Origin of the sequence: Aeromonas sp. 600282, assembly GCF_049175755.1 — a bacterium.
Classification (GTDB): domain Bacteria; phylum Pseudomonadota; class Gammaproteobacteria; order Enterobacterales; family Aeromonadaceae; genus Aeromonas; species Aeromonas veronii_A.
In genome coordinates this window covers 184,402-202,620 of sequence record NZ_JAAKVR010000001.1, presented here as the reverse complement: position 1 = coordinate 202,620, position 18,219 = coordinate 184,402, and the positions used below count along the sequence as shown (strand labels likewise).

Here is an 18,219-nt window from a genome sequence, read left to right as displayed (position 1 = left end):
CATTGCAGTGACAATGGCCTGATGGGCGTTGAGATGTGATTGAGGTTGGTGCGGCGGGATTAGCGCCCCTTCTTGCCAACCATGATGGCGATCGTCTTGCCGATGATATGCACATCCTGCACCAGCCAGCGCCAGGGGTGGAGCAGTGCGACCGAGTAGGCCAGGTCGAACGCCAACTTGCTGCGCACATCATCGAGCGACTCGTCGTAACCCTGATTGACCTGCGCCAGACCGGTAATGCCGGGGGCCACTTCATAGGTGCGTTCGATAAAGTACGGCACCGCATCTTCCAGCCGGTTGGCGATCCCGGGTCGCTCCGGGCGGGGGCCGATCAGCGACATCTCCCCTTTGAGCACATTGATAAACTGCGGCAGCTCATCGAGCCGGGTTTTGCGCAGAAAGTCGCCGCTGCGGGTGATCCGGCTGTCCCCCTTGCCACACCAGACCGGCCCGGTAGCCGCCTCGGCGTCGGCGCGCATGGTGCGAAACTTGATCATGAAAAAGAGCTCGGTATGGGTGGCGTGGCTGCGCCCGATCCGCAGCTGACGAAAGAACACAGGCCCCGGGCTATCGAGCCGGATGGCCAGCATGATCAGCGGCCACAGTGGCAGCGTCAGCAGCAGGCCAAGAGTGGCGCCGAGCAGATCCATGCTGCGTTTGACCACCAGGGTCAATCTTGGAATGGGGTGTGTCATACGGCTTTCTCCTGTGACATGAAACGTATGGGGGCGCGCAGGCAGTAGCGCAGGGTGCCCATGCCGTTGTACCAGTGTCCGAGTACCAGATAGTGGATCTTGCGAAACAGATTGGGCCAGGGGTGCACAGGGGTCAGCTGGATCAGGATGACCAGCAGATACCCCAGCAGTTGCAGCCCCAGCAGCAACTGAAACAGCAGGGATTGGGTGGCCAGCGGGATGGCGCAGAGCCACAGCAGGGTCAGGCAGAGCGGCATCAACACCCGCAGCCCCTTGCCACTGGCAAAGTTGAAGGCAACCCAGCCGAACTTGGGGTGCAGCAGGGGCAGCAACCGCAGCAGCTGCTGGGTGTTGCCGGCCCCGATCCGCTTGCGCCGTGTCGCCTCCAGCGCGGCATCCGAAATTTCCAGCTCCAGTGCGGCGCAGCGATTGTCATAGACAGCTCGATACCCCTTGGCGATGGCCTGCATCGGCAAGATGAAATCGTCGTTGATGGTATCGGCAGCCAGCGGGGTGAGGCACTCCCGGCGCATCATGTAAAAGGCCCCGTGAGCCCCCAGCATGCCGCCAAGGGCCGACTCGCAGAGCTTGATCTGGCTTTGATAGTGCCAGTAACTCTCCTCGCCCTGAGAGCCCGGTTGCCAGAAGCGGTATGCTTCCCCGACCACCCCTACCTTGGGATCGGAAAAATGGGCGACCGCCAGCAGCAGGCTATCGATGGGCAGCAGGGCCGAGACATCGGTGAGGGCTACCAGATCGCTGTGCACCCGGGTCATGGCCTCGTTGAGCACGGCGACCTTGCCGCGATTGCGGGGGTGATCAAACAGCCGGATCTGCAACTGCTGCAGGGCGGGATCTCCGAGCTGGCTTAGCGCAATGGGGTAACTGTTGTCGCTGCAGCCGTCGAAATGCACATGTACCCACAGCTTGTCGGCGGGGTAATCGAGGCTGGCGAGGTTTTGCAGCTTGGCCGCGATGGTCGCCGCCTCGTTATAAACCGGCATCAGCAGGGTGATGGTCGGCAGCGCCTCATCGGCGGCCTCTGCTTTGAATCCCCGATCCAGTGGGCGCGGTGGATTGGCTACCTTGCTCGCCTGCCGACCACCGAATTTGAGCAGCAGGGGATAGCCGACATGGTGGTAGACCACCAGTACAGCGCACAGCCAGAACACGATCATGATCCATTCCATGGGATGCTCCTCTGGTCATCGGGTCGCTTGATCAGCGGCTGTAAAGCTGCTGATAGGCCTGAGCCATCCGGCTCAAGCTGCTTTGCTGGCACACAAACTCTCGGGTGACGGCACGCAGGCTATGGCACTGCAGCAACCCTTGTGCCAGAAGCTGGGCAAGGCGGCCGGGATCCCGCTCCGACAGGATATGGCCGCTGGCCTGACAGACGATCTCTCTGGCCGCCCCCACGTCGCTCATCACCACCGGTACCCCGCACGCCTGTGCTTCCAGCACGCAAAGCGGCATCCCCTCCGCCAGCGAGGGGAGGCAGAAGAGATCCAGCCCCTGATAGAAGCGCGGCATGTTTTCGACCAGCCCCAGAAAATGGACCCGATGGGCGACCCCGAGCTGCTGACACTGTTGTTGCAACGCATTTTGCAAACTGCCGATCCCAGCCAACGCAAGATGCACCTCCTCCGGCAGGGTGCGGATCGCCTCCAGCAGCAAGGTATGTCCCTTGACCGACTCAAGGCGGGCGGCGCAGCCAATCAACTTGACCCCTTGCGGCAATCCCATCTCCTGACGGGCGAGGGCGGCGGCGCCCGGGGCAAAACGCTGCTCATCGATGCCGTTGGGGATCACGGTTGGCGACAGCTGGCCCAGCTTGGCCAGCAGCTGGTTGGCCACCGGCGTGGCATCGGCCACCAGAATGGGTTTGAAGGCGCGCAGCCCCCACAGGGCCAGCGTGCGTTGATGGGGATCATCGAGATACCAGGCATCGTGCTCTGTGTGTACCAGGGTGGGCACCCGGGCCAGCCGACTGGCCAGACCGCCATAGAGCATGGGCCCCAGATGGTGGGTATGTACCGCGACGGGCTTGAGTTGGCGCAGCAGCCGGGTGAGCCGCCAGAGGGTTGCCAGCGACCAGCCCGCGGGCTTTTCCAGGCAGTGAATATTGCCTGCGAAGGGATGCAGGGCGGGCCATGCACTTAGTACATCCCCTTTGCGCCCTTCGAGGGAGATGATATGCACCGGTTGCTCGGCAGGGCTCGCCTGAGTGAGGTTGAGCACCATGGTCTCCAGCCCGCCGGGCTGCAGGTGCTGCACGACCTGTACGACAGGCTGGGCGCTGGAGTTCCTGCGGGGATGGGGTCTGTGCGACGGGGTTGATGACAACATGGTTCGCGCTCCGGCAAGGGAAGGGGTAACACCCCGGATAGCGGGAGAATGCGAATCTTGTACCACTCTTGCGGTCTGCCCACAGAGGCGATCAGCTCCTCTGGTGGCACTGCCCTTGCATCGTGCGGGGGGAGGGCTTTTCTCAGGGAGTGATGCCATGCCTGTCCAGTTCTATTACAACCTCTACATCATTCTCTTTGCCGCCTGGCGCCGTCGTTATCTGCTGGTGATCCCGGTACTGGTGATGCCGCTGGTGGGCGTGACGGTCGGCCTGCTCACCCCCAAGGAGTATGAGAGCCGCACCACCTTTATGGTGCCGCAAGATGCCAACCAGACCCCGACCCTCAAGGATCTGATTACTCAGGAGAGTCTCAAGGATCGCTTTGCGGTGCTCGAAGCCCTGCTGCGCAGCCGTTATGTGCTGGATGGCGTGGCGCGGGATCGCGGTCTGGTCAATGACGAGACCCCGCCAGCCCAGCGCGATGCCATTATGGACTGGCTCTCGAGTGCCGTATCTTTGCGCCTGATCGGCGATGAGGTGATCGAGATAAAGGTAAAAGCGGATTCGGCGGCCAACAGCGCCGGTTTGCTCGAAGCCATTTCACGGCGCTTTTTCTTCAACCTGCTCAGCAAGGGGCGCCAGTCGGCGGAATCATCCGAACGTTTCCTGCAAAGCCAGCTCGACAGCCGCCGCAGCGAACTGCAAGCGGCCGAGCAGCTGCTCGCCGATTTTAAACGGGAGCATGCCAGCGCCTTGCCTCAGCAGCAGAGTACCAACGTCGCCCGTCTCTATGGTTTGCAGGAGCGCTATGCCGAGAGCCTGATCACCCTGCAGCAGGCCAAGGCTCGGGTCGATCAGCTATCGCTGGGGCAGGAGAGCCAGCTGGCTCGCCAACTGGATGAGAAGCTGCAACTGATGCGCACCGAGCTGGTGTTGCTGCGGGCCCGCTACAGCGACGAGCACAGCAAGGTGCAGAGTCTGCGCTATCAGATTGACCAGTTGCAGCAGGAGTTCGAGCAGCTCAAATCCCAGCCGGATATGGCCCGCGGACCCGAGTGGCAGCTGGCCCAGACGCAGCTGACGGAGGCGGAGCAAAACGCCGCCGGCCTGAAGAGCCAGCTCGATGGGCTGGACAAGGTGGTCGACTCCCAGGGAGATACCGAGCGCCAGCTCGCCGAGCTGGAGCGGGATCTGGCGGTCAAACGCACTCTCTATCAGGATTTGCTGCTGCGCTATGAGAAAGCCAAGGTAACCGGCGATCTGGGCAATTTCGAGCAGGGAGAGCGGATCAAGGTGATCGACAAACCCTTTGCCCCCAGCAAACCGAGCAACTACCCGCTCTGGCTGTTTCTGCTGGCGGGCATTGTTGGCGGGTTGGGGCTCGGCTGCGGTCTGGCGCTGGTGGCCGAACTGGCGGATGCCAGCCTGCGCCGCTCCGATCAACTGGCCGCCCTGGTCAAGGCGCCGGTGCTAAGCCGCATTCCCTACTGCGAGCCGGTGCCGGACTATCCATCCAATAGTGATCATGCGCTGGATGGGCAGGTGTTGCCCTTGTCACCGGAGCCGGGTTGATAGCCGTAAAACTGGCTACCAGCCGGAATCTGGATATTTCTGAAAAGGCCTTGTGATAAGGCCTTTTTTATATCGTGCAGATGGCTGAAATGACTTTCAGTTATTCACATTATTTTGATTGAGAAAGTAGAGGAGGCCAGTGCTTCTATTTACTGTGGTTTTATACAGTGATAAGATTGGAGTCAGACAAGAGGTGTGATGATTTCTCAAAAAACGAATTTAGATTGTTAGTTGATTGACTTTAAATATATTTCATTTTGTATGGCTGGGGGCTTATATAGAAGGTGATTATAAATGATAACCCTGACTTTAAGTTAATAACTTTTAAATGCCATTGTAATATATATAAGGTCATGAGAGATATGATGAAAAAAATGTGGTATGCCTGTGCCTGCGTAACATTTCTGGTGCTCACATTATATTTTGTACAATTTGTGATCTATGACATCCCAATGTTTTCTAACAAACAAGGTGATTGGGGCAGTTTTGGTTCATATGCAAGTGGAACTCTGGGTCCTTTATTTGCATTTCTGGCTTATATTGGTATTCGTGAGCAAATATCGCAACAACGCGATGTAATTAATAAGCAACAAAAGCAAAAAGCTTTGGATGACCATCTCAATCGTACAAAGGAAACATTTGAAAAAATATATATTCATTCATGTTCAAGTATCGTTCCCTTGGAACGCTATTGTAATATTTCCTTGGCAAACCTCACAAAATTTGAATTATCTAGAAAGCTAAGTGATATTGATACGCTGACCATTATAAATGACATAATTGATGCTGGTCGTTTATTACATGGTGCTGAGTTTGTTTATAAAAACTACCTCCATCTTATTGAGCAATCAGTTGAGCATCTTGATATAGAATGTCCGTTAAATGAGCATAAATGGGTAGCTACAACGACTTGGCGTGGCTTTCAAAAGAATGCGATGTTTATAAATTTTTTAGCGCAAAAAGCGCTCCGAGAAGTTGTTAATCCAAATCAAGACATGTTTAGTTATGAACAAAAAGAACTTCTCATATATATAAGTGCATGTGAACAGTGGGAAAAATGTTGGAAAAGGTTAGGATTAGGTTTTTAGCTCGTAGGTTCGATTAGCCGGTAGGTGTAATCGGACGCTTGCGTTGATACTTCCGGCTAATGTGGCATACGTTCAGACCGCTGACCTTGGCTGTTTTTTCGAGGTTAGCTTCGGGATGGTGTAGGAGTACCAAGATGGAAAAGTGTTGGCTTGTTGAAGATGCATATCTTAGGAAGGCCACGAACGTTCGATAGCGCTTCGCTAATCGAATCTACGGCTCTAATTTAGCAGAGGAAGTGATGGAAGAAGCATATTATTTAGCTCAAGCGATATTGATTTCATTAGGCGGAGGAGCTGCTATTGTTCTAGGCGCATCCAGTTTTCTTGGTAAAGTTTGGGCACAACGAATTTTACAACAAGAACAGTCTAGAATGGCTTTGGAGATCGAAGAGTATAAAAACAAACTCAGTGAGTTAACTGTAAACAAACAGATTAATTATTATCAAAAGCTAGAACTTTATAAGTCAGTCTCTGCACCATTATTGGACTTGATTGCAAACATAACTCATCAGGAAAAAATAACTCCTGAATACATTAAAAGCTTCGATAAACAGAGGCTTCACATGACAGCACAACTAGCATTGTTTTCATCCTCTGATGTGTTCGATATGTTTATGAAGCTTATAGATTATGTTTATGACTCCATCGAGGCGGATGCTTTTGATTTCCATGTTTTTCGCGTTGAGATGCTTATATTCCTAAGTGCAGTTCGCAAAGATATTGGAATTTATTCCGACGAAGTGAAATACAAAGGGAATAGATAAGCTACTTTAGGATCTAAAAACGGTTGTCAATGTATGGCTGTTCTAACCTCATTGAACTCCGATAGTTGTGTTGGGGTTTTGTTGTAACTCGTAGCAGGTATCTTAACCAGATGTAGAACGCAACCAGATCACAAAAATAATGCTGATCAGCAAAGTCGGGTGGAAAAAGCATTGGTAGAGTGAAGCTTTATTTTCATCTGGCATTCAAACCAGAAGTTGTGCAGCCCCTGCCGAAAGCCATGTTTACGGCAAAAAATCAGGGAGCCATAGCTCCCTAATCGCGACACACGGGATGATTAGCTAGCCGATAGCTGGCGTTTGTTGCCAGTTAGCTTGCTGCAGGCGTCCCTGATTACGGCGTTGATAGCGCCAGGCCAGCAGTAGCGGCATACCGAGCAGCAGCTGGGCGGCCAGCGGGATCTCCTCTATGGGGGCGGCCAGTGCCCCTTCCGGAATAATACCCCCCTCAATTTCGGCCGCCAGTTTGAGCTCCAGCGCATTGCCAAAGTCGGCGAAGGTGGTGGCATTGATGACAAATGCATCCTGACCTCCCGCCACGTTCTCCACATACCACTCTTGCAGCACCCCATCGGCATAGTCCTGACCTATGGTGATGCCGTTGATGGTATCGATGCCGGAGGCGAGCAGTTGATCCCGCACGGTAGAGGTATCCAGCCCGTTGTTCTGGATCCCGTCACCCGACACATCCATCACCTGGCGGGCGGCGGTGAAGTTGTTGGTATCAAACTGCTGGGCACCAAAGGCCATCGCCGAACCGGGGGCCGTCATCCCCGCATAGGGGCGGACCAGGGCATCCAGGGTGGCGGCGAAGTTGTTGATGGAGGTCATGTCGTAGAGGTGGAACCAGTCGGTCATCACGCTCTGCTGGGTCGAGCCGCTCCACATGATCATCTGTACCGCAATTGACCCCAGCTTGCCGCCGCTGGTATCGAGGATGGCGCTTTGTACATCCTGACTGTAAAAGGCGTCCACATAGCCCTGTAATTGCAGATTGAATTCCGATGAACTGACACTGCCCGACACATCCATCAGCAGTTGCAGTTCGGTATCGACTTCGGTCAAGGCGTATGCGGGGGAGGTTACCAACAACATCCCCAGCAGCCCTGCCAACGGTTTGAGTTTCATTGCTCACTCCTTCTCCCTGGCGCTAGTGCCAGCAGGGTGGAATGAATAAAGCGTGCCAGCTTTGGCGAATCCTCTGACTTGGCTTGATCCGGGTGAGGTCGGGCAGGCATGGAACTTGCGACAGCGGTCAAAAGCGCTGATAACCGGCAGGAGTTGCGATGGAGATCCGTCCCTGGCAGTGGGCACCCAACTGGCTGCTACTTGGTTTGGCCAATCAGTGGGGCATGGTGTGGCTCAATATGGGCCACTTCAACCTGCTGGTGGTGTTGCTGATTGCTATCTGGTGGCAAATTGCATCGCGGGTTGCACCGAGCTGGCGACCGCATCCACTGGCGCTCGCCCTCTTTATCCTGCTGATCTTGATCCCCAGCGCCAGTTGCAAGGCGCTGGCCTGTCTGCTGCTGGTGGCCTCGCTATGGCGCCGTCATCAGAGTGGCGATGAGCGGGCGGTGTTGCAGATTGTGCTCGCCTTTACCGTGGCGGTGTTGTGGGGGCAGCAGGTGTTTGCCCTGCTATCCGGCCCTGTGCTGGCGCTCGACGCCTGGGGGGTGGGCCAGTGGTTGCAGCTGCTGGGCTGGGAGACTCGCCTTGATGGCAATCGCATCGAGCGGCTGGGAGGCCATGCGCTGATCGTGCTCAAGGGGTGCTCCTCGTTTTCTCAACTCTATCTGGTGGTGCTCTCCTGGCTGGTCTCCTGCTGCTGGCTGGCGCCGGATCGCCCCCTCTACCGGCAGTGGCCCATGTTGCTGCTGGTTTGCCTGCTCTATATCGGGGCCAATCAGCTGCGGTTGGTGCTGATGAGCCTGGATCTGCGCTGGTATGGCTGGCTGCATACCGGCTCGCTGGCCCAGCTCTACCAGTGGGCCATCATGTTGCTGGTGATGACCATCCTCTTTATCCGGGGGCGCCGTGATGCGTCTGTCTAATGGATATCTGCTGCTGTTGCTGGTGGCGCTGCTCAGTGCTGCCGCCATGGGCTGGCGTTATCAGAACCGGGCAGTTAACGAGGGAGCCAAGCCGATGCTGCGGGAGCTGGTCCAGATGGGCTGGCGCTTGCGGGTGGCTACGCCGGTATTGGGCGGCACCTATGTCAGCTATCAGCTGGCCCATCCCCGCTGTGATGGTCTGCTGCAGGCCATGCTGGTGGCGCCGGATAGCGAGGCGATGTCAGTGACGCTGGCGGGTGAAGGGATGAGTCAGGGGGTGATGTTTTTAGGCGAGCTGCACCAGAGCCCGCCGCTGCTCTCGTACCGTCTTACCCAGGGTTGGCGCAAGTTGTGGGGGCTGGCCCCTTATCCCCTCTATCGGGTGGCTTTGCCAACCTCTTGCCTCGGCCTTATTGCGCCGCCGCTGGGGTGACCGCCCCCGATTCACCGTTTGGCAGAATGCGGATCAGCAAGGTATTGGGGGCTAGCATGGGGTCATAGCGGGGCTCCAGCTCAATGGCGCGAGCTCCCAGCAAGCGTGTCAGGGCAGTTAGTCGCACGCTTGCCATCCGCGCACTCTCCAGCATGTCGGTTTGCAGCCCGGGGCCGCTTACCAGCGCAATCCGGGCCGGATCCTTGCGTCCCAAAAACTGATGCAGCTGCTGCTCCTGATCCGCTGGCAGTTGTGTCTCCGCTTGCTGGTACTGCAGTTGCAGTTGGGGCTGTTCGGCCATTTGTTGTTCCCGCAACTGGTTGAGGATCGGCAGGGTCTCATTGACCGGCTCCTGACGGGCGCAACCGGTGAGGATCAGCAGCGGCAGCATAAGGGGCAACAGGCGGGGCAGGACGCTGTCTTTGGCTGTGGAGCGGGGAGTCTGGTTGGCCATACGCAGTCACTTCAGGAGGATGAGTTGGCACCAGTTTGCAATGTTTTCAATCCCTTGGCCAGTTGTTCAATCTCGCGGCGCCACTGGATCCAGGCGGCAGAGGGCAGTTGCTCTGCCACCTGCCAGCGGGTCGGCAGCTGATCGCGCAGGCGCTCCAGCAGCAGGGCGGCCTCCACCTGATAGCGGGCCTCCTGCTCCAGCCAGGCGAGCCAGCGCAGATCCTCGATGGCTTGCTGCAACAGCAACAGATTGTGGGAGAGGCGGTGCGCCTCGCAGGCTTGCGGGCCGAGCAGCATAAAGTCGCTCTCCCGCCCGTCGGTGGGGTCGTAGGGCAGGGCGGTGGGCATGCGGCCATGCCACTGCAAATAGCCCTCGGCGCCGCTCTGCCACAGATAAAAACCGGCGGCTCTCGGAGTACCCAGATTGTAAAACCAGGGGGTGACCTTGTTCTGGCGCACCCGCGCCACATCGGCCTTGTCGGCGCCAAAGCCTGCGTTGATCAGGGCAATCTCCACCTCTGCCAGCAGATCAACCTGACCCGGATGATTGAAGTGGCCTGCGCGGATCACCGCCGGATCCCGCCGTTTCATCTCCCGCGCCAGGCTGGTAATGGCGGGCAGGGTGGCAAGATCGGGCTCATCAAACAAGCTCCATGCCAGCGGTGGCAAGCCGCTGGCGGTCAGCGCCTGTTGCCGCGCCTGCCACTGTTCGAGCTGGCTGGCAGCGTCGTTCCCCCAGCGTTTGAGCGGGGTATAGGCCAGCAGGGGGGGCACAAAACCGAGCCCCACCGCCTCTCCCATGACCTCCCGCATCCCCGCTTCATCCTGTGGCAGGGCGGGCGAGAGGCCGCTGATCCCGAGTTTGGCGAGCCGCGCCAGATCGCAGCGACTGGCCGCGGCGATCTGCTCTTTTAGCGCCTCGGGGTTTGGGCTCAGCCAATTCAGATAGGGGGGCGCTTCGACATAGATGCCGACCGGCTTGTTGGCCGCGGGCAGGGTCAGCGGCAGCACCTCGATAGTCAGCGGCAACTGCACCAGTTGCTGTTGGCTCAGCAGCTGAATATTGCCCAGATAGTGACCGGCAGGCGCATCGCGTGGGATGGTGATCTGCAACACCAGACGCCGAGGTACCCCTGCCAGCAGAGTGAGCCCGGCGACCCCCTCGACCAGCTCCTGATCCGAGGGAGCCAGCAGGGTGCCGCTCGCCTGCGGGCGAACCAGATGCCACTTGCCGTAATAGGGGGTCAGCGCCAGCGGCGATCCTGCCTGCTCGGGGGGCTGGATCACCAGCAAGGGGGCCGGATCGTCGGTGGCGGCGTGGATGGCAAACTCCAGCAACAGCTGGCTGCCACGGGCGGCCAGCACGGGTTGTGAAGCCTGCTGCAACGCATCGGCCGCAGATAGCGGGGCGATCTGCAGGGTTGGGGCGGCATCCGTAATCGGCGTGAGGCTCAGCTGCTGCACAGCTGGGGCTGGGGCTGGGGTTGGGGAATAGGGGGCCAGAGTCCACTTTTCCAAAAACAGCTGGCGCTGCTTGGTCAGCACGCTTGCGGTAGCGTCGGCCAATACGGCGAGATCTTTTCCACTATTCGGGAGAGCCTCTTTGCTGGTGGGGGCCGGATAGGGGGCAAGCAGCAGCCCCGCCAGGTATTTGGCATCCGGCGAGTGGCCCACCAATGTGATAGTGATCGGGCCGCCGGGGTGGTTCAGGGTGACATGGACCGGGCCGCCTTGACGAGCCCCGAACAGCTGCCAGGGATCCGGGTTTGGCAGTGCCTCGCGGGATTGTCCCGCCAGATAGCGCTGCGTTAGCCACTCCTGCGGTTGCCACTGTTCGGCCCAGATGGGCTCGCCATTGACCAGCACGCTGCGCTCGAAGGTGTGGGGCAGATACTCCCACTCGCCGGGATCATCGAGCCAGAGGGTGAGCTGGTAGCGCCCCTTGGCTACGTCAAACTGCACCCCGTCGAGATTGCGCAGTCCATCGCGCACCAGGGCATCGCCGGAGGGGCGCAAGATGGGGGTGGGATGGCCAATCAGCCGGGGATCCCCCGGACTCAGGGGCTCAAAGCCGGTAAAGCGGGGGGCGGCGGCCGCCCCCAGATCCAGCGCAATGGTGCCCTCAGGCAGAGTCAGACCGGGCTGCCAGTACCAGCGGTGAATGGTCATTGAGGGGGCGTTATCGGCCATAAAGAGATAGAGCTTGGTGAGTTTGTCCAGCGCCAACGCTCTGGGTTGGCTGGTGCGCCACTCGCTCAAGGCAAAGCGCTGGGTGAAGGGGCCGGGTGCGACAATTCGCTCCAGATTGACCCGGCTGCGGTAGTTGACCGAGGCCTCATCGTCGATACGCAGGATCAGGGTTTGCGGGCGGGCGCTGGGGTTATGGCCCTCGATCACCAGTTCATCATCGCTGCCTATTGGCCAGTTGTGGGTGCTCAGAGCGAGCCGCTGGGGTGTCTGGTTACTTGTCAGGGGCAGCGGGGTCTGCCCCTCCAGCCGGGTGGCGGCCATTGCTGCATGGCAGCAGAGCAGGATAACCAGCCAGAGCCCTCTGCTCATCCGGGCAGCCCCTTCAACCAGTTGTTTAGCTCGGCAGCCTTGTGATCCCAGCTTTGCAGGGCCACCTGCTGTTGGCGCGTGTGGCGCCCTTCGCTGTGGGTGAGCCCCTCCCAGCCACTCTCCTGAAACCAGCCAGGATTGGGTTGATCAAAGGCGGCCCGATTGATGGCCTGGGCCAGGCTCTCCCCATCGTGGGGGAGCTGGATCTGATCCCGATAGCCATCGAGAGCCGGAAAATCGGTGCTGACGATGGGGCGCCCTGCGGCCAGATATTCGCGCAATTTCAATGGATTGCAGGCACGGATCTGGGCGTTGTCGACAAAGGGCAGGAGACTCACCTGCCAGTGCTGGGCATAGGCCGCCAGCGTGTGATGGGGACGGGGCCCCAGCAGATGGATATTGGGGAGCCCCTTGAGGGGGGATATATCGGTCTGGACCGGGCCAATCAGCACCAGATCCCAGTGAGGCAGGGCGGCAGCCGTCTCTGCAAGCAGGGGGATATCAATCCAGTCGCTCAGGCTGCCGTAAAATCCGGCAATGGGGCGGCCGGAGGGGAGATCCGCCGGGCGCTCTCTGGGGGGCATAAACAGCTCGAGATCCACGCCGTGGCTGAGGAGCCGGGTTTTATGGGGGGGAAAGCGGCTAGCCAGCGCGGGGCTGGCGGCCAGAATGAGATCGGCTTTTTCCACCAGTCTGGCTTCGCAGTGAGCGATGGCCTGATGATCCACCCCCGCCAGCGCCGAGAAGTCATCGCCGCAGTAGTAGATCACCGCCCGCTCTTCGAGCTTGCCAATCAGGTCGACGGCGCTGGGCAGGGAGATCCAGAGCAGGGGGCGATCCAGCTCGGGCAACTGGCGCCGGATCTGCGCCGCCAGCCAGTGGCCATTGATTTTGCCCGCCAGCCGACTACCCGGCAGTGGCAAGGCGAGCGGCGGCAGAACCCGGGGGCTGCTGACCTCTGATGGCGCAACCGACTGGCCGCCAGCATGGCGCGCACCGCGCAGCACCGCCCCCAGTTTGCGGACGATACGGGTGAGATCATGAAGGGTAAAGCGGGGACAGCGCATGCCGATGGAGTTGACCCAGAGCACTTGATAATCGGGCAACAGACGCTTGATCAGGTGTTGGGTGCTGGAGGGGTGCTGGCCCCAATCCTCTCCCAATACCACCAGTTGCGGCAATGAGTGTGGTTTCATGCAAAGGTCTCCGAAGCGTGTGCGAGGTCGCTGTGATCTTGTGGCTGCAACGGGCGCAGTACGGTGGCCGGTACACCCGCTGCCAGCACACCTGCAGGCAGATCCCGGGTGACGACGCTGCCTGCGGCGACAATGGTTCCGGCGCCTATGGTGACGCCGGCCATCACCATCACCCCGGTGCCAAGCCAGACATCCTGCTCCAGCACAATGGCCCCCACCTGTTCATCGCGATCCGGTTTGCCAAGGGCACGATCGCGGGCGTTGACCGGGTGCCCCGGGTAGCCCGCCAGGAAGGCACGGCCAGCAATCCTGACGTTATCCCCCAGCACTATCTTGCTGCCCACCGCCAGGGTGGTCTGCCAGCCAATGCCGACATTGCGGCCAATGACCAGCCTTGGTGTCTGGCTCGATGCCCGGCCGCTGATGGTCATGGCGGCGCTGAGGCGGCAGTCGGCACCAATTTCGATGGTGACCGGACCGCTGATATAGGGGATGCCGCCATAGAGATAGAGACGCGGAGCGGGGGCCGTGAGGCGAGATTGAAACAAGGGGGTCCACCAGAGGGTGCGGGTCAGGGTCGCCAGCGCGTTGCTGCCGAGCAAATAGAGCCGATAAAGCAGCCGATGCAGGGGAGGGATCACTGGGCATGACCAGTGGCGGGCACTTTTGGCCAGTCGCCATACCCGGCGGGCCAGTGGCGTCTCCCCCTGTTTTGCCCAGCTTTTCATGCGGTGCAGGTTGATGGTGTTCATGGCGACCTCTCCCTCTGGTGCAGTCCGTTGCTCGCTAAGCAGAAAGCAGGGATCGGGCCAACAGGACGACCCCAGTGTGATCGGGCCAAATGGGGCTAAGAGGAGGGGCAGATTGCGCCGGTCGGTGCAATTTGCAGCCCGCGTTGTGCAAAACGCAAATGCCAGTCTCATTCTGGGCCTGTTTTGGACGGTTAAGCCGCACAGAGGGGCTATCGCTTAAGGGCGGGGGTGAGTGGCGTGGGCTTTGCATTAGCGGTAGCTGACCCGGAGCGGGATGCTTCGGGTGGCTGGGAGGCCCTATGAAACTTGGTGTGAACCAGATTGCCATGCTTTATTACGCCGGTGGCTTGCTCTTGATGAAGGGGATCTCCCTGCTGATGCTGCCGGTGCTGACCCATCAGCTGCTGCCTCGTGAATACGGCCAGCTGGAGGTGCTGCTGACCCTCATCAATCTGGGCTCCCTGATCCTTGGCTTCGGGCTGGTGGATGCCCTCTACCGCTTTGCCGGACTGGCGAAAGATGAGCAGGAGCGCCAGCAGGTGGTGGCCCGCATGTTTGGGCTGGTCTGGCTGATCGCCTTGGCCAGTCTGGTGCTGCTCTGGCTGCTGGCACCTGTGGTACAAGCCTGGCTGCCGGTGGAAACCCGTCTTGCGGATGTGCGCTGGGTGCTTTGCGCCCTGCCGTTTGAAGGGGTGATCGGCGTTCCGCTGGCATGGCTGCGGATGCGCAATCAGGCGCGGCTCTTTTTCGTGGCGACCGCAGGCAAGGCGGTGATCCAGTCGGTGCTGACCGGCTGGTGGCTCTGGCTCGGTTGGGGCGTGAGCGGGGTGCTGGCTTCCGGCACCCTGACCTGCATCGCTCTGGCGCTGCTGCTGAGCCTCTGGCAGTGGCGAGATAGCGGGATCCGCTTTGACTGGGAGCACTATCGGCCGCTGCTGCGCTATGGATTGCCCCTGGTGGTGAGCGGGCTGGCAGGCTTTGCCCTGAGCGGACTGGATCGCTGGCTGCTGGCCGATGTGGTGGGGGAGGCGCTGCTCGCCTACTACGCGGTGGCGGGCAAGCTGGCGCTGGCGGTGGGGTTGTTGCTGCAACCCTTTGCTCTCTGGTGGTATCCCCGCCGTTTCATGCTGTTGCGCGAGCCGGATGGACTGCGACTCAATGCCCACTACAGCGTGATGGGGTCGGTGCTGGGGTTTGTCACCGCGGGGATTGTCGGGCTCACCGCCCCCTTGCTCATTCGCTGGCTGACCCCGGAGAGCTATCACGGGGCGATCGCCTATATTCCGCTGCTGGTGCTGGGTATGGCGGTGCGCAATGTTTCGGACTTGCTCAATGTCGGCTGCTTTAGCGGCGAGAAGAGCAATGCCCAGATGGTGATCAATCTGGGCTGCAGCGCCCTTGGGGTCGCAGGCTTTCTGCTCGCCATCCCCCCCTTCGGGGTTGCCGGGGTGATCTGGACCCTGCTGCTGGTCTATCTGGTGCGGGCGCTCGCCTTTTATCTGGTGAGCCAGCGGTTGCTGCCGCTGCCGTATCGCCTCTCGACCCTCTGGGCCAGTTCGCTCGGGGCGCTGGCGATGGTCTGGCTCGGCCAATGGTGGGCAGGATCATGGCTCGTCTAACGCCAGCGATCTGGGCAAGCGCCATCTGTCTGGTGCTGGCCCTGCTCTGGTGGCGGCTGCCCCATCCCTTGCTGCTACCGGTGCTCGGCCTTGCCATTCCCGCCATCTGGTTTGCCCTGCGCTGGCCCTTCTTGATGGTGCTGGGGTTTGTCACTTTCTCCTTCTTTCGGCTGCATGAAGTGTTCCCCCAGCTCTATCCCCTCAAGATCCCGCTGCTCTTCTCGCTGGCCGCCATCGGTGCACTGGTCTGGCACATTTTGCTGACCGGCCGGATCAAGCCCTACTGGAGTCCTGCCCTGAGCTGGCTGACGGCCTTCTTTGTGATGGCCTCCATCGGTGTGCTGTTTGCCAGCAACCGGGGCGAGGCGATCGCCACTTGGACTGGCAGCTATAGCAAGATCTATCTGATGACCCTGGCCACCGCCTGGCTGGTGCGCACTCCGGGGGATTTTGCGCTGGCGGTGCGCACCTTTGTGGTGGCGGGCTGTCTGGTGGCGCTGGTGGCCCTCTACAACAAGGCGAGCGGGATCGGGCTGGTGGAGGGGACCCGGGTAACCATAGGGCGCGAGCTGGGCTCTGTGCTGGGGGATCCCAACGATCTGGCGCTGGTGCTGCTCTTTCCTGCCGGTTTTTCGCTGAGCTTGCTGCTCAATCATGGCAATGGGGTGGGGGGGCGTTTACTGGGGGGGCTCGGCTTTGCGCTGACTGCGGCCGCCATTATTGCCACTCAGAGCCGCGGTGGTTTGCTTGGCGTGTGTGCGGTCAGCGGCCTGTTTGCCTGGCAGCGGGTGAAGTCGAAAACCCTGTTGATCTCGATGGGGATGGTCGCGCTGGCGGTGCTGTTTGCCGCCGCCGGGATCAGCGACCGGGCATCTGGCGGCGCCGCCGAGAGTGGGGTCGATGCCTCGGCCATGGGGCGGATCTACGCCTGGCAAGCGGCCTGGGGCATGGCGCTGGGCCATCCGCTGGTGGGGGTGGGCTTGTCCAATTTCTATTACAACTACTTCTTCTACAGCCCCCATTGGGATGGACTCAATCATGCGGTGCACTCCACCTGGTTCGGGGTGCTGGCTGAAACCGGCTTTGTCGGGCTGGCGCTGTTTATCGGCATGGTGACGGTGACCCTGCGTAGTTGCTGGCGTTGCCAGCTTGCTGGCATGCCTCCTGCAGTGATCACGGCGATGCAGGGGGTGATGGCCAGCATGGTGGGGTTTGTGATTTCGGGATCCTTCCTGACCCAAGGGTTTACCTGGCCCATCTATCTGGAATTGGCGCTGGCCGTCGCCGCCATCAAGTACGTGCAGCAGGCGGCCACAGAGGTGCAGGCCACCGCTGAGGATCATCAGGAGGCAACCCGGTTGCCGGCAGTGCCACCAAAGGGAGCAAGAGGATGAACGCAACCCCTGTTTTGCTGGTTCACTACGGAGAGGACTGGATCCGCGGCAGCGAACGCTGTCTGCTGGATCTGCTGGCCCACCTCGATCGCAGCCGCTTTACGCCGTTGCTCTGGTGCAATAGCCCGACGCTGGCGGCAGAGGCGGCCACCCTCGGGGTAGAAACCATGGTCGAGCCGTTCAGCCTGCTGCTGGGATGGCAGGCGCCACGTTTTGATCTTGCGGCCCATCGGCGCCTCTCCCGGCGAGCCAGAGAGCTCATCACCGAGCGGCAGATTGAGCTGGTGCATGCCAACAGCGCGGCCCCTTGTCAGTGGCTGGTGGGGGTCTGTCGAGTGTTGCAGGTACCGCTGGTGTGCCACCTCCATGCCCGTTACCAGCCCAGAGACAGGTTCAGCCTGCGGGTTCATCAGGCAAGCGTGCTGATCGGGGTGAGCGAGCCGGTATTGACCGGCTGGCGCCAGGATGGCTGCGCGGCCGAGCGGTTGATCCGGGTACCCAACGGGGTGGATGCCGCTCGCCTGAATGGCGGTGCTCACTGGCCGGTCGTCGGCATGCTGGGCTTGCCACCGGGGGATATGATCATCGCAACCGTCGGCTCATTGATCAAACGCAAGGGGATTGATCTGCTGATCCGCTCGCTGGCTGCCCTGATGGCATCGGGGGAGGAGGCTCAGTTGCTGATTATTGGCAGCGGTCCGGAGCGGGAAGCATTGATGGCGTTGGCTGTCGAGCTCGGGGTGGCCGAGCGGGTCCACTTTCTCGGCGAGCGACCAGACAGTGCCGCTATCTTGCGGGGCGGGGTGGATCTGCTGGTCTCCGGAGCCCGTGAGGAGGTGTTTGGTCTGACGTTGGCGGAGGCGGGCATGTTGGGGCTCCCGGTCAGTGCCTACCGAGTGGGCGGTATCCCCGAAGTAGTGGAGGAGGGGGTGACCGGCTTGCTGGCAACCCCGGGGGATTGGGCCGAGATGGCTGATCACTGGCGGCAATTGAGTAATCCTCAACCCCGATGTGCGATGGGGCGGGCAGCTCAGCTGCATGCCGCACAGTTGTTCACGGTGGCGCGCTACGTTGACGGGGTCACGGCGGTGTGGGACGCCGCGCTGGCTGGTCGTTGGCACGCCACGGCCCCCACACCCTTCCGACCGCTCATTCACTGGGCGGGGCAACGACTCCTTGCCAGAGGTCGCAATATGCTGGCGAGTGGGATGGCAAAAGTGGCGCAAAGAGTGCAACTGGGGTTTGGTCGCCGCAAGGTGCCAGAGTAAGGGA

General features: G+C 60.1%; 16 protein-coding genes. 8 read left to right on the top strand and 8 right to left on the bottom strand.

Annotation, left to right across the window (positions count from 1 at the left end):
* Positions 1–59: 59 nt before the first annotated feature.
* From G5137_RS00930 to G5137_RS00920, 3 genes are read right to left on the bottom strand one after another with little or no spacing between them, the layout of a single operon-like run.
* Complete coding sequence (locus G5137_RS00930; RefSeq protein WP_005333398.1) at positions 60–695, bottom strand: sugar transferase; 636 nt, start codon at positions 693–695, stop codon at positions 60–62.
* Positions 692–1,885 carry a glycosyltransferase family 2 protein gene (locus G5137_RS00925; RefSeq protein WP_421254764.1) on the bottom strand — a complete coding sequence of 398 codons (1,194 nt, stop codon included), beginning with the start codon at positions 1,883–1,885 and terminating at the stop codon, positions 692–694. Before G5137_RS00925 ends, G5137_RS00930 begins: the two co-directional genes overlap by 4 nt.
* 31 nt (positions 1,886–1,916) lie before the next feature.
* Complete coding sequence (locus G5137_RS00920; RefSeq protein WP_421254763.1) at positions 1,917–3,044, bottom strand: glycosyltransferase; 1,128 nt, start codon at positions 3,042–3,044, stop codon at positions 1,917–1,919.
* 157 nt (positions 3,045–3,201) lie between these two features.
* Here G5137_RS00920 and G5137_RS00915 point away from each other — a divergent pair, with 157 nt between their 5' ends.
* The 3 genes from G5137_RS00915 to G5137_RS00905 all read left to right on the top strand — a co-directional run bounded on the left by G5137_RS00915 (position 3,202) and on the right by G5137_RS00905 (position 6,469).
* The gene (locus G5137_RS00915) at positions 3,202–4,617 is read left to right on the top strand and encodes a GumC family protein (protein ID WP_021230256.1); all 1,416 of its coding nucleotides are present in this window, start codon (positions 3,202–3,204) and stop codon (positions 4,615–4,617) included.
* 362 nt (positions 4,618–4,979) lie between these two features.
* Entirely contained in the window at positions 4,980–5,705 is a 726-nt protein-coding gene (locus G5137_RS00910) for a hypothetical protein (protein WP_421254762.1), read from the top strand.
* Positions 5,706–5,944: 239 nt separating this feature from the next.
* Entirely contained in the window at positions 5,945–6,469 is a 525-nt protein-coding gene (locus G5137_RS00905; protein ID WP_124929588.1) for a hypothetical protein, read from the top strand.
* A 300-nt stretch (positions 6,470–6,769) separates the two neighbouring features.
* Here the strand turns inward: G5137_RS00905 and G5137_RS00900 are convergent, their stop codons facing one another.
* Positions 6,770–7,615: a DUF1194 domain-containing protein gene (locus G5137_RS00900; RefSeq protein WP_421254761.1), complete on the bottom strand. Its 846-nt coding sequence runs from the start codon at positions 7,613–7,615 to the stop codon at positions 6,770–6,772.
* Between the two features lie 158 nt (positions 7,616–7,773).
* On the opposite strand from G5137_RS00900, the gene G5137_RS00895 reads away from it, so the two are divergent.
* Positions 7,774–8,541, top strand: coding sequence for a hypothetical protein (locus G5137_RS00895; RefSeq protein WP_201910072.1), 768 nt, complete (start codon positions 7,774–7,776; stop codon positions 8,539–8,541).
* On the top strand, positions 8,528–8,974 hold the full coding sequence (locus G5137_RS00890) for a hypothetical protein (RefSeq protein WP_421254760.1): 447 nt from the start codon (positions 8,528–8,530) through the stop codon (positions 8,972–8,974). The genes G5137_RS00895 and G5137_RS00890 overlap by 14 nt, the downstream gene beginning before the upstream one ends.
* Here the strand turns inward: G5137_RS00890 and G5137_RS00885 are convergent.
* The 4 genes from G5137_RS00885 to G5137_RS00870 are packed head-to-tail and all read right to left on the bottom strand — an operon-like array spanning position 8,952 to position 13,934.
* The gene (locus tag G5137_RS00885) at positions 8,952–9,428 is read right to left on the bottom strand and encodes a hypothetical protein (protein WP_421254759.1); all 477 of its coding nucleotides are present in this window, start codon (positions 9,426–9,428) and stop codon (positions 8,952–8,954) included. The two genes, G5137_RS00890 and G5137_RS00885, sit on opposite strands and share 23 nt — an antisense overlap.
* 11 nt (positions 9,429–9,439) lie before the next feature.
* On the bottom strand, positions 9,440–11,986 hold the full coding sequence (locus G5137_RS00880) for a hypothetical protein (RefSeq protein ID WP_421254758.1): 2,547 nt from the start codon (positions 11,984–11,986) through the stop codon (positions 9,440–9,442).
* Positions 11,983–13,182: a glycosyltransferase gene (locus tag G5137_RS00875; RefSeq protein WP_064337821.1), complete on the bottom strand. Its 1,200-nt coding sequence runs from the start codon at positions 13,180–13,182 to the stop codon at positions 11,983–11,985. The genes G5137_RS00880 and G5137_RS00875 overlap by 4 nt, the downstream gene beginning before the upstream one ends.
* Positions 13,179–13,934, bottom strand: a complete 756-nt coding sequence (locus tag G5137_RS00870) for an acyltransferase (RefSeq protein ID WP_040069217.1) — start codon at positions 13,932–13,934, stop codon at positions 13,179–13,181. Before G5137_RS00870 ends, G5137_RS00875 begins: the two co-directional genes overlap by 4 nt.
* Positions 13,935–14,233: 299 nt before the next feature.
* Between G5137_RS00870 and G5137_RS00865 the strand changes: the two genes are divergently transcribed.
* From G5137_RS00865 to G5137_RS00855, 3 genes are read left to right on the top strand one after another with little or no spacing between them, the layout of a single operon-like run.
* Positions 14,234–15,553, top strand: coding sequence for a lipopolysaccharide biosynthesis protein (locus G5137_RS00865; protein ID WP_421254757.1), 1,320 nt, complete (start codon positions 14,234–14,236; stop codon positions 15,551–15,553).
* Positions 15,541–16,947, top strand: coding sequence for an O-antigen ligase family protein (locus G5137_RS00860; RefSeq protein WP_421254756.1), 1,407 nt, complete (start codon positions 15,541–15,543; stop codon positions 16,945–16,947). The genes G5137_RS00865 and G5137_RS00860 overlap by 13 nt, the downstream gene beginning before the upstream one ends.
* Positions 16,944–18,215, top strand: coding sequence for a glycosyltransferase (locus G5137_RS00855; protein ID WP_421254755.1), 1,272 nt, complete (start codon positions 16,944–16,946; stop codon positions 18,213–18,215). Before G5137_RS00860 ends, G5137_RS00855 begins: the two co-directional genes overlap by 4 nt.
* Positions 18,216–18,219: the final 4 nt, after the last annotated feature.

What these genes read in the sequence shown, in the direction of transcription:
- G5137_RS00910 (WP_421254762.1), top strand. Translation starts at nt 4,980, where the DNA reads ATGATGAAAAAAATGTGGTATGCCTGTGCCTGCGTAACATTTCTGGTG.
- G5137_RS00855 (WP_421254755.1), top strand. Translation starts at nt 16,944, where the DNA reads ATGAACGCAACCCCTGTTTTGCTGGTTCACTACGGAGAGGACTGGATC.
- G5137_RS00905 (WP_124929588.1), top strand. Translation starts at nt 5,945, where the DNA reads ATGGAAGAAGCATATTATTTAGCTCAAGCGATATTGATTTCATTAGGC.
- G5137_RS00930 (WP_005333398.1), bottom strand. Translation starts at nt 695, where the DNA reads ATGACACACCCCATTCCAAGATTGACCCTGGTGGTCAAACGCAGCATG.
- G5137_RS00915 (WP_021230256.1), top strand. Translation starts at nt 3,202, where the DNA reads ATGCCTGTCCAGTTCTATTACAACCTCTACATCATTCTCTTTGCCGCC.
- G5137_RS00890 (WP_421254760.1), top strand. Translation starts at nt 8,528, where the DNA reads ATGCGTCTGTCTAATGGATATCTGCTGCTGTTGCTGGTGGCGCTGCTC.
- G5137_RS00925 (WP_421254764.1), bottom strand. Translation starts at nt 1,885, where the DNA reads ATGGAATGGATCATGATCGTGTTCTGGCTGTGCGCTGTACTGGTGGTC.
- G5137_RS00880 (WP_421254758.1), bottom strand. Translation starts at nt 11,986, where the DNA reads ATGAGCAGAGGGCTCTGGCTGGTTATCCTGCTCTGCTGCCATGCAGCA.
- G5137_RS00865 (WP_421254757.1), top strand. Translation starts at nt 14,234, where the DNA reads ATGAAACTTGGTGTGAACCAGATTGCCATGCTTTATTACGCCGGTGGC.
- G5137_RS00875 (WP_064337821.1), bottom strand. Translation starts at nt 13,182, where the DNA reads ATGAAACCACACTCATTGCCGCAACTGGTGGTATTGGGAGAGGATTGG.
- G5137_RS00920 (WP_421254763.1), bottom strand. Translation starts at nt 3,044, where the DNA reads ATGTTGTCATCAACCCCGTCGCACAGACCCCATCCCCGCAGGAACTCC.
- G5137_RS00860 (WP_421254756.1), top strand. Translation starts at nt 15,541, where the DNA reads ATGGCTCGTCTAACGCCAGCGATCTGGGCAAGCGCCATCTGTCTGGTG.
- G5137_RS00885 (WP_421254759.1), bottom strand. Translation starts at nt 9,428, where the DNA reads ATGGCCAACCAGACTCCCCGCTCCACAGCCAAAGACAGCGTCCTGCCC.
- G5137_RS00870 (WP_040069217.1), bottom strand. Translation starts at nt 13,934, where the DNA reads ATGAACACCATCAACCTGCACCGCATGAAAAGCTGGGCAAAACAGGGG.
- G5137_RS00895 (WP_201910072.1), top strand. Translation starts at nt 7,774, where the DNA reads ATGGAGATCCGTCCCTGGCAGTGGGCACCCAACTGGCTGCTACTTGGT.
- G5137_RS00900 (WP_421254761.1), bottom strand. Translation starts at nt 7,615, where the DNA reads ATGAAACTCAAACCGTTGGCAGGGCTGCTGGGGATGTTGTTGGTAACC.